Annotated in this window: 16 protein-coding genes; 3 read left to right on the top strand and 13 right to left on the bottom strand. The window is 60.7% G+C overall.

Annotated features, from left to right (window positions below; all coding sequences use genetic code 11):
* Positions 1 to 5 precede the first annotated feature (5 nt).
* Both KQ940_RS05510 and KQ940_RS05505 read right to left on the bottom strand, forming a co-directional pair.
* Positions 6 to 2,411 (bottom strand): type I restriction-modification system subunit M, encoded by a 2,406-nt coding sequence (locus tag KQ940_RS05510; RefSeq protein WP_217412428.1) that lies wholly within the window; start codon positions 2,409 to 2,411, stop codon positions 6 to 8.
* A gap of 110 nt (positions 2,412 to 2,521) precedes the next feature.
* Positions 2,522 to 3,403 (bottom strand): LysR family transcriptional regulator, encoded by an 882-nt coding sequence (locus KQ940_RS05505; protein ID WP_343222617.1) that lies wholly within the window; start codon positions 3,401 to 3,403, stop codon positions 2,522 to 2,524.
* Positions 3,404 to 3,563: 160 nt separating this feature from the next.
* Between KQ940_RS05505 and KQ940_RS05500 the strand changes: the two genes are divergently transcribed.
* On the top strand, positions 3,564 to 4,331 hold the full coding sequence (locus KQ940_RS05500) for a glutathione S-transferase family protein (RefSeq protein WP_217412427.1): 768 nt from the start codon (positions 3,564 to 3,566) through the stop codon (positions 4,329 to 4,331).
* On the opposite strand, the gene KQ940_RS05495 is transcribed toward KQ940_RS05500, so the two are convergent.
* The 7 genes from KQ940_RS05495 to KQ940_RS05465 form a co-directional block, all read right to left on the bottom strand.
* On the bottom strand, positions 4,267 to 4,572 hold the full coding sequence (locus KQ940_RS05495; RefSeq protein ID WP_217412426.1) for a TfoX/Sxy family protein: 306 nt from the start codon (positions 4,570 to 4,572) through the stop codon (positions 4,267 to 4,269). The genes KQ940_RS05500 and KQ940_RS05495 overlap by 65 nt on opposite strands.
* A 26-nt stretch (positions 4,573 to 4,598) precedes the next feature.
* Positions 4,599 to 4,778: a WYL domain-containing protein gene (locus KQ940_RS23180; RefSeq protein WP_425515623.1), complete on the bottom strand. Its 180-nt coding sequence runs from the start codon at positions 4,776 to 4,778 to the stop codon at positions 4,599 to 4,601.
* A 12-nt stretch (positions 4,779 to 4,790) separates the two neighbouring features.
* Entirely contained in the window at positions 4,791 to 5,294 is a 504-nt protein-coding gene (locus tag KQ940_RS05485) for a helix-turn-helix transcriptional regulator (protein ID WP_217412425.1), read from the bottom strand.
* Between the two features lies 1 nt (position 5,295).
* Positions 5,296 to 5,604, bottom strand: a complete 309-nt coding sequence (locus KQ940_RS05480; protein ID WP_217412424.1) for a hypothetical protein — start codon at positions 5,602 to 5,604, stop codon at positions 5,296 to 5,298.
* 142 nt (positions 5,605 to 5,746) lie between these two features.
* Positions 5,747 to 6,469 carry an anaerobic ribonucleoside-triphosphate reductase activating protein gene (locus tag KQ940_RS05475; protein ID WP_246589745.1) on the bottom strand — a complete coding sequence of 241 codons (723 nt, stop codon included), beginning with the start codon at positions 6,467 to 6,469 and terminating at the stop codon, positions 5,747 to 5,749.
* Complete coding sequence (gene nrdD, locus KQ940_RS22930) at positions 6,469 to 6,618, bottom strand: anaerobic ribonucleoside-triphosphate reductase (protein ID WP_217412423.1); 150 nt, start codon at positions 6,616 to 6,618, stop codon at positions 6,469 to 6,471. The genes KQ940_RS05475 and nrdD overlap by 1 nt, the downstream gene beginning before the upstream one ends.
* Before the next feature lie 44 nt (positions 6,619 to 6,662).
* Positions 6,663 to 8,390 (bottom strand): ribonucleoside triphosphate reductase, encoded by a 1,728-nt coding sequence (locus KQ940_RS05465; protein WP_217412422.1) that lies wholly within the window; start codon positions 8,388 to 8,390, stop codon positions 6,663 to 6,665.
* A gap of 154 nt (positions 8,391 to 8,544) precedes the next feature.
* Between KQ940_RS05465 and ubiT the strand changes: the two genes are divergently transcribed.
* Positions 8,545 to 9,051 (top strand): ubiquinone anaerobic biosynthesis accessory factor UbiT, encoded by a 507-nt coding sequence (gene ubiT, locus KQ940_RS05460; protein WP_217412421.1) that lies wholly within the window; start codon positions 8,545 to 8,547, stop codon positions 9,049 to 9,051.
* Here ubiT and KQ940_RS05455 read toward each other — a convergent pair.
* The 4 genes from KQ940_RS05455 to KQ940_RS05440 all read right to left on the bottom strand — a co-directional run bounded on the left by KQ940_RS05455 (position 9,007) and on the right by KQ940_RS05440 (position 11,951).
* On the bottom strand, positions 9,007 to 9,546 hold the full coding sequence (locus KQ940_RS05455; protein ID WP_217412420.1) for a coiled-coil domain-containing protein: 540 nt from the start codon (positions 9,544 to 9,546) through the stop codon (positions 9,007 to 9,009). The two genes, ubiT and KQ940_RS05455, sit on opposite strands and share 45 nt — an antisense overlap.
* Positions 9,547 to 9,661: 115 nt before the next feature.
* The gene (locus tag KQ940_RS05450) at positions 9,662 to 10,558 is read right to left on the bottom strand and encodes a U32 family peptidase (protein ID WP_217412419.1); all 897 of its coding nucleotides are present in this window, start codon (positions 10,556 to 10,558) and stop codon (positions 9,662 to 9,664) included.
* Positions 10,559 to 10,568: 10 nt separating this feature from the next.
* Positions 10,569 to 11,561 carry a ubiquinone anaerobic biosynthesis protein UbiU gene (gene ubiU / locus KQ940_RS05445; protein WP_217412418.1) on the bottom strand — a complete coding sequence of 331 codons (993 nt, stop codon included), beginning with the start codon at positions 11,559 to 11,561 and terminating at the stop codon, positions 10,569 to 10,571.
* Positions 11,562 to 11,705: 144 nt separating this feature from the next.
* Entirely contained in the window at positions 11,706 to 11,951 is a 246-nt protein-coding gene (locus tag KQ940_RS05440) for a hypothetical protein (protein ID WP_217412417.1), read from the bottom strand.
* A 129-nt stretch (positions 11,952 to 12,080) separates the two neighbouring features.
* Here KQ940_RS05440 and KQ940_RS05435 point away from each other — a divergent pair, with 129 nt between their 5' ends.
* Positions 12,081 to 13,385 (top strand): nitrate- and nitrite sensing domain-containing protein, encoded by a 1,305-nt coding sequence (locus KQ940_RS05435; RefSeq protein WP_217412416.1) that lies wholly within the window; start codon positions 12,081 to 12,083, stop codon positions 13,383 to 13,385.
* Positions 13,386 to 13,551 lie beyond the last annotated feature (166 nt).

Below are 13,551 nucleotides of genomic sequence, written 5' to 3'. Positions count from 1 at the left end.
CTCCCTTACGCCCATGCGAAACCCATCCGTTCCAGATGCGCATTGACCGCTTTCTCCAATTCCGCCACCCGCTGAGTCTGCTGCGGCAAGGGCGTTTCGTAACGCTCGGCCAGTTCCTTGACCCTCTGACTAAGGCGCTGGCTGATGCGGTCCATCTCGCCGTGGATTGCGGTGCCGAGGGTGGTCAGCCACTTATCCTCCACCACCAGGGTCTTGATCTCATCCTCGCTCAGCTTGGGATAGTACCGGTAGACCAGATCATCCAGTTCCGTATCGGCGGCCTTGATTGCGGATTTCAACTGGGTGATCCGGTCATTCAGTTGCTTCCACTGTTTGAGCACCCGCTCCTCATCCTTCGCGTCGGTGTCACCCTTCAGCTCTTTCAGACGAGCGGTGATATTGGCCTTGTTGATCTTGTCCAGTTCGGCAAAGGCGCCCTCATCACCGCCGTGTTCCTCTTCCAGTTCGGCCAGCTGCGCCTCCAGGGTTTCGCGCTCCGCCTCCTGCGCCTGAATCGCTGCCTGCTGTTCGGCAAAGTAGCTGTTGACCAGCTGCGGCTTGGGCAGCAGGTCGCAGGCCCAGCCCTTGTCCACCGTTTTGCCCTTTTTGTTGGTTTCCAGCAGGCGGTAGGTTTTCGCCTGCCAGCCATCAGCAGAGATAAGATAGCAATCGTCCTGCATCACCTCGGCCCAGTAATCCATCAGGTGCTGGTAGACGGCATAGGCGTCGATCAGCGGTTTGTTTTGATAGTGGTCGAGCAGATCTTCGGCCAAGGCGTGGATCACCTGCTTGGGGTGACATCCCGGCTGTAGCGCCTTGAGGGTGGCGGCGCTACGCTCGCGCCAGTCGTTGAACAGGGTCTCCATCTCGGCCATAAAGGCGGCGAACTGAGGGTGCCGGTAGATGGTCTCCTTGATGTCGCTCTTGTCCACCTTCAGATCCAGATAGCCGGGGCGGTTATCGCTGAACAGCGCTGACTTGAGGTCCGGGCACACCTGCCAGTAACTGTCCAGCGCATCGATATCGCGGGCGGGAATGCCGCCGCGCAGATGGCCTTCGATATCCTGAATATCCTCGGTCTGTTGGCTATCGATGTAGCGCGGGATATTGAGGTTGTAGTCGTTCTTGTCAGCGATCTCGCTCAGCGGCACATTCCGCGAATAACCGTCGATCTCTAGCCCCTTGTTGAACACATCGACGATTTTGTGGATATCGCGGCTGCGCAGGCGATTCTTGTTGCCGTCTTTGATAAAGCCCTTGCTGGCGTCGATCATGAACACCGACTGGCGCTGCTCGGCGTTCTCCTTGTCGATCACGATGATGCAGGCGGGGATGCCGGTGCCGTAGAACAGGTTGGCGGGCAATCCAATGATCCCCTTGATGTAGCCCTTGCGCAGCAGCTTGCGACGGATATCAGCCTCGGCATTACCACGGAACAGTACACCGTGGGGCAAGATGCAGGCGCCCTTGCCGCGCATGCGCAGTGAGCTGACGATGTGCAGCAGGTAGGCGTAGTCGCCCTGCTTGGCGGGCGGGACGCCGAAATGGTCGAAGCGGTCAAACGGGTCTTTCTCGGGGGAAAGTCCGGTGCTCCACTTTTTATCCGAGAACGGCGGGTTGGCGACGACGAAATCGAATGTCTTCAGGGTGCCGTGATCGGTCGTGAACGCCGGACTGGCCAGCGTGTTGCCCTGAGCGATCGATGCTGTGGGGTTGTCGTGCAGAATCATATTCATCCGCGCCAGCCCCGAGGTGGCGGAGTCCTTCTCCTGCCCGTACAGGGTGACCTTGGCGCGCGCTTCATCGCCAACCTTGAGCAGCAGGGAACCCGAACCGCAGGTGGGATCGTAGACCGTGGTGTTACTGCTGACCTCCGCCTCATGGATACCGATGATCTGCGCCATCACCCGACTGACCTCGGCGGGGGTGTAAAACTGCCCCTTGCTCTTGCCGCTTTCGGTGGCGAAGTGACGCATCAGGTATTCGTAGGCATCACCGAGGATATCGTCACCTTCGGCGCGGTTCTTGCTGAAGTTGAGCGCCGGGTTCTCGAAGATGGCGATCAGGTCGGTGAGTTTGTCGACCATCTCCTTGCCGCTGCCAAGCTTTTCCGCCGAGTTGAAGTCCGGCATGTTGGCGAGCTTGTTGGCGTTGGCCAGCGGGCCGATGATCTTCTTATTGATCTGGTCACCGATATCCGGCTTGCCCTTGAGGGCGACCATATCCTTGAAGCTTGCGCCTTCCGGAATCGTGATGGGTGCGAACGGTACCCCTGCATACTTGTCGCTGACGTACTTGATGAACAGCAGCACCAGCACATAATCCTTGTACTGGCTGGCATCCATACCGCCACGCAGCGCGTCGCAGCTGGACCAGAGGGAGGAGTAAAGTTCGGATTTCTTAATCGCCATGTGTGTTAATCGATTCCCTGTCGCAATACGTTCGCGGGTTTACGGGTAGACCCAATAGTGCGTGCAATTTTGCCTGACTCTCGTCGGACGCGACAGGGATTTGGCGTACGTTAGCCACTGCTTGGAAACACGATCCCGCGGAAATACTCCGTCAACTGCTCCATCACCAAACGTATCCGCTCGGTGCGGCGCAGGTCCGGGTGGGTCAGCAGCCAGAGTTCGCTGCTCTTGCCGGGCGGGAATTCGGCCAGACAGACGATCCCCTCCCGCGCCTGATCCAGCGGCAGAAACGCCAGCCCCTGGCCCTGTTCGGCAAAGTGGGACATCGCCGTCAACTCATCGCAGCGGGTGGCGATCTGCGCCGGGTAGTGCTGCTCCAGCCAGGCGAACGCGGGCAGATTCAGCATCAGCCCGGCACCGCCGATCAATCGGTGGGCTGCCAGGTTCTGCAGTGAGTCGAGCGGCGCCTGTCCGTCCAGGTAGTCGGGTGCGGCGAAGATTCCCCAGGGGATGGATATCAGCTTACGGCCGATCAGGTGTTCCGGCGGGCTGGCGGTGGCGCGGATCGCGATATCGGCGATCCGGCTGTTCATATTCAGTTCCAGATTACTGGACAGCACCTCGATCTCGATCTCGGGATAGGCATCCCGCAGGGGGGCAAGCGCCTGCGGCAGAAAGCGGTTGGCGATGTTGTAGGGGGCGGTGATCCGAACCCGCCCCTTCGGTTGCACATCCTTGCCGACGAGGCGGCGTTCGATATCGTCGAACCGAGTGGCGATCTGCCTGCCCTGGTCGAGCAACTCCTCCCCCAGCGGGGTCAGCAGGTAGCGGTTGTCGATCTTGTCGAACAGACGCCCGCCCAGCTCGGCCTCATAGCTCTGCAACCGCCGGAACATGGTGGAGTGGTTGACGCCCAGCTCCCGGGCCGCGCCCGCCAGCGAGCCCGACTCGGCGATCGCCAGAAAGCTCTTCAATGCGTTCCAGTCCACCACTTATCCCCCGTTACGCTGTTCACCTTGCACCCTGCGTCTGCGCCTTATGTCCCGTTACCACGATTTGCATCTATGCAAATATAGATTGCTTAAATTCGCAATTTACGCGCAGATACGCAAACACAATACTACCTCCATCAGGCAATGAGGAGGAATCGTCATGAATATCGCAGCCAGCCCCCGTCCGGCACCGGCCATCCACCGCGTGTCACATCTGCATCTGATCAGCCATAAGCTCTGCCCCTATGTGCAGCGCTCGGTGATTACGCTGATCGAAAAGGGCGTGCCCTACGCCCGTACCGATATCGATCTGGCGGCCAAGCCGGAGTGGTTCCGGGAGATCTCGCCCACCGGCAAAGTGCCGCTGCTGCAGATCGATAATCGGCACACGCTGTTCGAGTCCGCGGTGATCTGCGAGTATCTGGATGAGACCACCGAGACGCCACTGCTGCCGCAGGATCCGCTGGAGCGGGCTCGCCATCGCGCCTGGATCGAGTTCGGTTCGGCTATCCTGAACCAGATCGCCCGGCTTTACAGCGTGAATGACGAAACAGGGTTCGATGACGTGCGAACGACGTTGAGGGAGAGTTTTCAACGGTTGGAACCGGTCGTTGTCACGCCCTACTTCACCGGCACGGAGTTCGGTCTGGTCGATGCGGTGTTCGGGCCGATATTCCGCTATTTCGATGTGTTCGAGTCGGTGACCGATCTAGGGATCTTCGATGGGCTGCCCAACGTCCGGTACTGGCGGCAGTCGCTGCGGGAGAGAGAGTCGGTCAGGCAGGCGGTCGGTGCCGATTATCCACAGACGCTGATCGCGTTCGTGGAAGCTCGGAACAGTTGGCTCGCCCGGTTGCTGCAGGCTAAGAGCCGGAGTCCTGCTCAGCCATTATCCGCTGCAGTTCACAATAACCATCCAGCTCCGTAAGCAGGCGTCCTTTTTCCGTCCGGGCTATCGCCGTCCAATGCCGATCCTCCAATGCACCGACCAGTGCATACAGAAAGTTCATGCTGGGTTTAACGCTGCACTCCTGCTGCAGTTTAACGAAGGCGGCGACGGCTCCGGTCTCTCTTAACCGCTCCGGCGTATCGATGCCGACCTCACACAACCATGCCTCGGATTTTGGCCCCAACCCGTTTAAATCCCTGAGTCTCGGTTTTTTCGTCATCGGCGGGATCCTCGTTTGCATCGGCATCAGCGGTGGTCCGGAACGCCGATGACGGTCTCGAAGAAATGACCGATGCCGATATCCGGAGTGGTTTCGAAGCGCTCGTTCAGGCATCTAAGCGCCTCAAAGCGGTCGAAACGGAAGTTGCGATAATCTTGCCTTGTTTCGCACCAGGCAAGCAGGGTCCAGCGGCCTGTCCAGCCGATGATCCCCAGCGGCTATAACACCCGCTCCGTCCTGTTCCGCTGCTCATCGACATAGAGCGCACGTACCTTGCGCTGCGCTTCGCAGGCGACGCGCAGGGTGCGATGCACCTCTCTGAGTTCATCGTCCTGGGCAAGCACCGGTATACGGTAGGGCTGGTTTTCGGCACGCGCCTTGAGCGGCTCCGTCAGCACGGAGGTTATCTTCTGTTCCGCCTGTTGCGCCGCCCTGGCGAGATCGGGATCGGTAAACGCGCGCACCATGCGGATCCCCACCATCAGCGACAGCACCTCCTCGGCGTTGAACATCAATGGTGGCAGCTCGTAGCCGGGGCGCAGCAGATAGCCGACACCCGGCTCGCCCTCGATCGGCACGCCGGACAGCGTAAGCGCCTGCACATCCCGGTACACGGTGCGTACGCTGACCTCCAGCGCGGACGCAATGGCGTCTGCCGTTATTGCGGTCCGTCGGGCACGCAGCAGGGTATAGAGATTGAACAGACGCTCCGCTTTACTCATATCATTCCGACTTGATGGCGACGCGCAGTTCGCCGTGGGACATCTTGACCGAGGCCGGATCGATCATCGACATGAATGCGCTATCGCCCAGCGCGCTCATAAAGGTCTCACCGGCCCGCTTAGCGTCGCTCATCGTGGCCCAGTAGACAACATCCAGCCAGGTGTCATCTTCCAGTTGGGACAGGTCGCGGGTCAAAAATCCCGGCTGCTCGCGCGCCCAGGCGTTCACTTTCCCGTTTGCATCGATAAAAGCGGACAGGTCACTCCCTGCATTAAGCTTAAAAGTCACGGCTTCAATACACTTGCTCATAGTGGTTCCTCTACGAATGTTCCGTGCGATATGCACAGGTACGAAGTCTAGAAGGCGCCACTGTCAGACTCTGTCAGTAGTGGAGAGCAGGGCGGGTATGGGGGCGGCTCCCGCCAGCCAAATGGGCTCGCGTGATGCGACGCTACTCCCGCCACACGAACACCGGAAACAGCTCGTCCAGCCTGTCGCGCAGGTTCGCCAGCTGTTCGGTCGGCAGCGTGACCATCTGCTCCAATGCGGGGTCGAGGCAGTTGCGGGCCTGATTGATCTGTACGGCGTAATGTTCAACGCCCAGATCGGCCAGTTGGCAAGCCAGATCGTGCAGCTCGTCGGGGGGGAACAGGCGCCAGTCGACCGTGGTGCGGCATTCGAACGGGATGCCGGAGTCAAGCAGCAACTCCAGGCTGTTGCGGTTCTGCTGCGCCTGGTGGTTGCGACCGGTGACCTGTGGATAACGCTGGTAGGGGGCTTTGACATCGAGGCCGACCCAGTCGACCAACGGCAACAGCTGCGCCAAGCGCTCGGGGCTGACCCCGGCTGTGTGCAGGCCGACCTTGAAACCCAGCTCCCTGACCGCGGCCATCGCCGCGGCCAGGGCGGGTTGCAGGGTCGGCTCTCCGCCGCTGAACACCACGGCTTCGAGCAGACCCTGACGCCTGTGCAGGAACTCTTCAATTTCCGGCCAGGAGATCGACCCAGGCTGATCGCCAAAGGGGATCAGCTGGGGGTTGTGACAGTAACGGCAACGCAGCGGGCAACCTTGGGTATAGAGCACACAGGCCAGGTGGTCCGGGAAGTCGATGGTGGTCAGCGGCGTCATGCCGCTGACCCGCAGTTCCTCCGGTATGCGCAACCGCTTTTGCATCACACTTTCTCGACGAAGTGGCGGCGCTCCTGGTGCTCCGAGCGCTTGCCGGCATTGAACTGGGACACCGGCCGGTGGTAACCCATGACCCGGGTCCAGACCTCGCAACGCTGACGCTCTTCCGGTTTCAGTAGTTGGGCTGCGTTCATGATGACTCTCCTTGGTTTTGCTTGGTTTGGTTGCCCACGCCCGATCAGGCGCAGGCGGGTGCTTGTTGATTCTGTGTGAGTTTCTGCTGCAGACGCTCTTCGTCGCAGCGCGGACAGTATTCGTGCTCCCCGGCCAGATAGCCGTGGTGCGGACAGATGGAGAAGGTCGGGGTGATGGTGATATAGGGCAGCGCGAAGTTGCTCAGTGCCTGTTTCACCATCTGTTTGCAGGCGCGTACGCTGGAGATCCGCTCGCGCATGTACAGGTGCAGCACGGTGCCGCCGGTGTAGCGGGTCTGCAGTGCATCCTGCTTCTCCAGCGCCAGGAAGGGGTCATCGGTAAAACCCACCGGCAGTTGGCTGGAGTTGGTGTAGTAGGGGTGCTCACGGGTACCGGCCTGGAGGATATCGGGCCAGCGCTTTTGATCCTCACGAGCGAAGCGGTAGGTTGTGCCCTCAGCCGGTGTTGCTTCCAGGTTGTACAGATGGCCGGTCTGCTCCTGGAACTGGGTCAGCCGCTCATTAATATGGTTGAGCAGCCTCAGCGCCTGCGCCTGCCCCTCGTCAAAGGAGATGTCGATGCGGTCGTCGCTGAAGTTGCGCAGCATCTCGTTGATACCGTTCACGCCGATGGTGGAAAAGTGGTTGCGCAGCGTGCCCAGGTAGCGCTTGGTGTAGGGGAACAACCCCTCGTCCATCAGTTGCTGGATGCGACGGCGCTTCAGCTCCAGCGATTCCTTGGCCAGAATCAGCAAATGGTCGATCCGCTCGTACAGCCCCTCCCAATCCCCCCGGTAGAGGTAGCCCAGCCGGGCGCAGTTGATGGTGACCACACCGATCGAACCGGTCTGCTCGGCGGAACCAAACAGGCCGTTGCCGCGCTTGAGCAGCTCGCGCAGATCCAGCTGTAGGCGGCAGCACATGGAGCGCACCATGTTCGGCTCCAGGTCGGAGCGGATGAAGTTCTGGAAGTAGGGCAGGCCGTACTTGGCGGTGAGCTGGAACAGCCGATAGGCGTTGGCGCTGTCCCAGTCGAAATCCTTGGTGATGTTGTAGGTCGGGATCGGGAAGGTGAACACCCGCCCTTTGGCATCGCCAGCGTCCATCACCTCCAGGTAGGCGCGGTTGATCATATCCATCTCGGCCTGCAGATCGCCGTAGCTGAACGGCATCTCTTCACCCGCGATCACCGGCACCTGCTCCTTCAGGTCGTCCGGGCAGTGCCAGTCGAAGGTCAGGTTGGTGAACGGGGTCTGGGTGCCCCAGCGCGAGGGCACGTTGAGGTTGTAGATCAGCTCCTGCATGCACTGCAGCACCTGCTCGTAGGTCAGGTTGTCCTTGCGGATGAAAGGCGCCAGATAGGTATCGAAGGAGCTGAACGCCTGGGCGCCGGCCCACTCGTTCTGCAGCGTGCCGAGGAAGTTGACGATCTGGCCCACGGCGCTGGACAGATGCTTGGGCGCGCCGCTCTCGAGCCGCCCGGGAATGCCGTTGAGCCCCTCGAACAGCAGGGTGCGCAGCGACCAACCGGCGCAGTAGCCGGAGAGCATGTCCAGATCATGGATATGCAGATCGCCCTCGCGGTGCGCGAGACCGATCAGCGGGGTATAGACCTCGTTGAGCCAGTAGTTGGCGATCACCTTGCCGGACACATTCAGGATCAACCCGCCCAGCGAGTAGCCCTGGTTGGCGTTGGCGTTGACCCGCCAGTCGCTGCGCTCCAGGTACTCGTCGACCGTGCTCCTTACCTCTACGTTCGCATATCGTTCCATTGCCGCCTCACACTATATGTAGTGTTATTTTTAATCGCTCACCACAACATATAGACCATTATCGACAGCAGCACCGCACTCAGACATTGACTGACATCAAGGGCCGAAAAAAAATTTTCGCCTAGTATCAGGCAACCCTATCAGGAGCTTCAGTATGATCTTTCTGCCCCGCCCTCCTCTGCCCCTGCGCTTACTGCCCAGACTGTCTACCAACCTGCCTAAGCTGGTCAGCAAGGCCGAACCGCATCTCCCGTTCCGGGCCAAGGGGATGGTGCTGGAACGGCTGTTAAACCGGTTATTCCAGCAGCAACTGGAGGATGAGGAGTTCGAGTTTATGGCGCAGCGCCAGCTGGGGCTGGAGGTGAGGGATCTGGGAATACGGCTGGCGTTCGGCTATCGAGACGGGCGACTCAGGGTGGAACCGACCAGCGGCTCCAACAGGAGTCCCGACGCCTGGATTCGCGGCGATTCGCGCGAGTTTATTCGCCTGGCGACGCTGGAGGAGGATCCGGATACGCTGTTCTTTCAGCGCCGCCTGTCGATTGAGGGCGATACGGAACTGGGGCTGGCGGTGAAAAATCTGCTCGACAGTGTGGACTGGAGCGAGATGCCGCCGCTATTTCAGCGGGGTTTGCGGATTATCCGGCGTATGCAGGGATGAGCGGGGCTGACCAGGGTCTGCCGGTTCGGACGACGTGATTCGGCGCCGATCGGACTCCAGGCGGGATTGTTCCAGCGCGTATTCGGCGACGCTCCACTTGGCCTGAGCGATACTCTCTTCCATTTCTTCGCTGAGCGCTTCCAGTTGCTCTATCTCACTGAGAAGAGCATCGACATAGTTTTGCCCGATTAGCCCGTTATCGATCGATGCTTCCAGGCTTTTCAGCTTGCCCCTTATCAGTGCGATTCGGTTTCTGTTGGCGCTTAGCTGTTGCTGCTGCTCTTCGATGGTCGCGGCCGCCCGCTGTATCCGTTCATGCAGTTGCTCCAGCCTTTGTTGCGTCTCATCCCGTGGCTGCTCGACCGCCGGAACGCCTGCCACGGCATCGGCCGTGCTGACCTCGGCACTAAAAAGCGCCCAGCACAGCAAAAATGCCGGTCCAATGACACGCACCTTACTTACCGAGGGATACCGCAGCGACCAACGCCCCGTCATGCGTACTCCTTCCCCTTGGACGCACAGACAAACAGGCGTTTAACTTAGCAAAATCAGAACCTGATCGATACCGGTAAAAACCTCCTTTTTTGGTCAGAAATTTCCGAGACGGCAATCACACCCGATCCATCCCGGGCAGCCCATACCAGTAGCCATTGCACTGCCCCACCCTAAGCAAGGGAATCGACTCTGACTGTTCGCCGTTCAGGCGCCGGGCAAAACGTTCGACCACCTCGACCATCCCCTGACGCTGCGGACTCAGGCGCACCCGATTCACGCCCATCTGCCGCATGGCGTCCAGCTCGTGCTCCAGGTTGTAGTGTTCGCCGGACAGGGTCTGGATGCCGTTCATCGTGAACAACTCCTTGCCCTCCTGCGAGCGCACGGGGATGCCGTCCGGATACTCGATGCAGCAGAAGTTGCAGTTGTCCTTGGGCAGGTTGCGGTAGCGGGCGGTGAAGCAGCGCGCGGCATAGGCCAGCGGCAGACAGCCGTAGCCGAACACCTCGGTCTCCAGCTCCGGCAGACCACCATCCTGCGCCGCCTGCTGCAGCAACTGCTCCAGCGTCTGCGCCGACAGCTCCACCGGCATCACCCAGCGCCGCATGCCGCTGTTGTAGAGTCGCTTGAGCGTGTTCAGGTTGTAGATATTGATCGACGGGCCGGTGACGAACTCCACCCCCTGGTCGCTCAACAGCTGCACCGCGGCCATATCGTTGGCCTCGACGCGGAACTCGCCGTTGGCGCAGATGCGGCGTAGCATCTTCAGTTCCGACTCTGCCTCCAGCAGCGCCAGACCGGAGAGCACCACCTGCTTGCCGCAGGCGCGCAGGTCGCGGCCGATCTCGATCCAGTCGTCGAGCCTGAGCTGGCGCCGCTTGGAGCAGACCGTCTCGCCAAGGTAGACAGTATCCAGCGGTAGTTCCGCCATCTCGGCATAGAAGTTATACACATCCTGCTTGGGCCAGAAGTAGAGCAGCGGCCCCAGGGTCAGTTTCGGTGACTGTTCCATCTCACTCCCCTTACTGCCAGCTGCGGTGGTAGGCACCGAGGGTGGTAGTGCTGCCCTCGGACAGCGCCTCCAGCCCCTGGCCCCACTGCGGTTGTACCTTGAACTCGCCCGGCCGCGCAGCGCTGTCGAGCGCCTCGCGCCAGATCCGGGTCACCTGGGAGACATAGGCGGGGCTGCGCTGGCGCCCCTCGATCTTGACCGCCTGGATGCCGATCCGCTTCAGTTCCGGAATCAAGTCCAGGGTGTTGAGGCTGGTGGGCTCCTCCATCGCGTGGTAGATGTCGCCCTCCACCTCGAAGCGCCCCTTGCACAGGGTGGGGTAACCAGCCTTTTCACCGTCGCTGTAGCGATCGATCAACACCTCGTTCAGGCGTGACTCCAGCCCGCGCGAGGTCTCCTGCCAGCGTACGGCCTTGGCCGGCGAGCAGGCGCCGCAGGTGTTGGGGGATTCGTCGGTGAGATAGGAGGAGAGGTAGCAGCGCCCCTCGACCATGATGCAGAGGCTGCCGAAGGCAAACACCTCCAGCTCCACCTCGGTGTGCGCAGCCAGATGCTCCACCTGCGCCAGCGACAGCACCCGCGGCAGCACCGCGCGTTGAATGCCGAACTGCTGGCGGTAGTACTCCAGCGCCTCGTAGTTGGTAGCCGAGCCCTGCACCGACAGATGCAGGCGTAGCCCCGGATGGTGGTCGGCCGCGTAACCGAGCACGCCCATATCGGCGGCGATCAGCGCATCGACGCCCAGGTCGGCAGCCATGTCCACCGCGGCCTTCCAGGTACTCCAGCCCTCGGGCTGGGGATAGGTGTTGATGGCGCAGAGCACCTTGACGCCACGACTGCGGGCGTAATCTATCCCCTTCTCCGCCTTGCGTCGGTCGAAGTTGAGACCGGCAAACTGGCGCGCGTTGGTCTTATCGCGGAAACCGAAATAGACGGCATCGGCGCCGTTATCCACAGCCGCCTTCAGAGCGGGAAAACTCCCGGCAGGACACACCAGTTCCACAGCAACCTCCTGAGCGAAAACGAGTGCGCCCAGCCTAGCGGTTCGGGAATTACAGCGACATGATGCTTATCAAGGAGTGAATGCTTTACCAAGCGTGCGACAGAGCCTGTACCCATTCATCTGGGTAGCGCGGCCCGAAACCGATCAATCAAGCCTTTTCTTATCGGCATCCTCACGGCTTTTGGAACGCCAGCCCGCCACCCCACACACCAGTGCCAACACCAGCGCGCCACCGGCGATGATATGGATCTGACCACGGTCCCGCTCGAGTTGCGCCGCGGCAGCCGCATCGGGCGCGGCTTTTATCGCGCTCTCACTCGGTGCTTTGGAGATACTCCAACCCGACGCCATCAGCAAACACAAGGCCAAGGCGTACATAAACTCTTTCATCGCACTCTCTCCGCAGGCTCGGTGGGGCCACACAGTAACATCCCCCGCCGCAACCTCGCCAGCACCCTCCCCCTGCTGGTACAGGATTTGCTGTGACCTGCATACCTGTGACTCTATCTGGAGCAGTCTATGAACGGCACCATCCCGACAACCGAGACCTTCTTTCTGGCCTCCAAACGCTCGGAGATCGCCCTGCTGCAGCAGTTGATGGCCAGCTGCGAACTGGTGACCCAGGTCAGCAACCTGATCCATGAACTGCAGCGTGAGCGTGGCTTGTCCAACGTATTTCTCGCCTCTGGCGGTCTGCGCTTCGCGCGTCAGCGGCTGGAGCAGATCCCGAGCTCCGTGGACGCCGAACAGGGCTTCAAGAACCGCCTTCAGCAGCTGGATATCGAAAGCTGGACCCGCGTCGGCAGCGCCCGGCTGTTCAATAATATCGCCTACGCCCTGCATGGGCTGGACGGCCTCGATGCCCTGCGTGAGAAGATCGGCCACCGGTCACTGAGCGCCACCGAAAGCACCCAGGCCTTCAACCGCCTGATAACGGCGTTGCTGTCGGTGATTTTCGAAGCCGCCGATATCTCCGACGACCCCGAGATCACCCGTGCACTGGTGGCGATGTTCAACTTTATGCAGGGCAAGGAGTATGCCGGTCAGGAGCGCGCCTGGGCGGTGATCGGATTCGCTGCCGGCGAGTTCGACCAGTCGCTGCTGCAGCGGTTGTCAGACCTGGTCGACAGCCAGCAGCACAGTTTCCGTACCTTCGAGGAGTTCGCCCAAGCCCCGCCTATCGCCAGCTGGCGTGAGCTGGAGAGCCACGGCGAGACCCAGGAGTTTCTGCGCCTGCGCCTGCTGATCGCTCGTGTGCAACCGGGTACAGGCCTGCCCTCCGAGATCAGCGAGGTCTGGTATGACGCCGCCACCCGACGGATCGACAGAATGCAGCAGCTGGAGCGGCAGCTGGCCGATACGCTGCTGCAGCTCAGTCGCCAGCGCGTGCGTGAGGCAAACAAGGAGCTGAAAAAGCATCACGACAGCCTGGAACTGATCGCCTCGCTGCGTGAGCCCAGTGCATCGCCACTGACCATGCTGCTCGACCCGGAGCAGCCGTTCACACTCACGGAGGCGGGCAGTTCGGGTGCCGCCGGCAGCGACTGGGTACACTCGCTCTACGGCCTGGTCAAACAACAGGCGGAGGGGCTTAAGCAGATGCACGACGAGCTGGCGGCGGCCCGTCAGGCGCTGTCGGATCGCAAGACACTGGAGCGCGCCAAGGGGCTGCTGATGCAGTACCGGGGGCTGAACGAAGAGCAGGCCTACCGCCTGCTGCAGCAAACCTCCATGGCCCAAAACCGCTCACTGGCTGCCGTCGCACACAAGCTTATCACCGACATCGATCAGTTGAAGGGCAAGCCCGGCGGCCTGCAGCACTGACCGACCCGCGCTTCAATTCCGGCCATCAGCGAGCATAACGCTCCTTATTGGTGCACTGTTGCCGTCATCAAACTGCGGCATACCCAAGGCAAGATAAATTTTTCTATTCACGATTAATTATCATTTGTCTTAATATTGTCATCTACAACCTAATCACCCAGTTTCT

Source organism: Marinobacterium ramblicola, from assembly GCF_019084545.1.
GTDB classification, from domain to species: domain Bacteria; phylum Pseudomonadota; class Gammaproteobacteria; order Pseudomonadales; family Balneatricaceae; genus Marinobacterium_D; species Marinobacterium_D ramblicola.
The sequence above is the reverse complement of the archived record's forward strand: the minus strand, read 5'-3'. Positions and strand labels throughout refer to the sequence as shown.